General features: G+C 68.8%; 1 protein-coding gene. It reads right to left on the bottom strand.

The annotated features are described in order from the left end of the window. The coding region (locus KW835_RS26610; protein WP_218387755.1) for a putative Ig domain-containing protein at positions 1-696 on the bottom strand (696 nt) is incomplete at both ends.

Below are 696 nucleotides of genomic sequence, written 5' to 3'. Positions count from 1 at the left end.
GGCTCCGGGTCCACCGGTGCGGCGCCGATCACCACGTCGAAGCTGTCGCTCACGGTGCCGCCATGGCCGTCGTCGGCGGTCACTTCGATGCTCACCGTGCCGGTGGCGGCGGGCGTGCCGCTGAAGGTGCGGGTGGCGGGGTTGAAGCTCAGCCAGGCGGGCAATGCGCCGCCGCCTGCGAGCTGGGCGCTGTACGTGAGCACATCGCCCACGTCCACATCGGCAAAGGTGTTGGCCGCGAGGGTGTAGTTGAAGGCAAAGCCTTCGGTGCCGCTGCGGTTGGGGATGGCATTGGCCAGCGTGGGGGCGTCGTTGGTGTTGGCCACCACGATGTCAAAGCTGTCGGCCACGCTGCCGCCGTGGCCGTCGCTGGCGGTGACCTGGATGCTCAGGGTGCCCACGTGGGCGTTCAGCGGGGTGCCGCTGAAGGTGCGGGTGGCCGGATCGAAGCTCAGCCAGGCGGGCAGGGCACCGCCACCGGCGAGCTGGGCTGTGTAGGTGAGCGTGTCGCCCACATCCGCGTCGGCGAAGGTGTTGGCGGCGAACTGGAAGTTCAAGGCCGAGTCTTCGCTGGCGTTCTGGTTGGGGATGGCGTTGGCGACGGTGGGGTTGTCGTTGACGTTGCCCACGGTGATGGCGAAGGTGTCGGTGACGCTGCCGCCGTTGCCGTCGCTGGCGATCACGTCGATGTCGACG

It is taken from the genome of Acidovorax sp. sic0104 (genome assembly GCF_019219095.1).
Taxonomy (GTDB): Bacteria; Pseudomonadota; Gammaproteobacteria; order Burkholderiales; family Burkholderiaceae_C; genus Acidovorax.
Note: the sequence above shows the minus strand (reverse complement) of the source record. Positions and strands in the feature narration are given on the sequence as shown.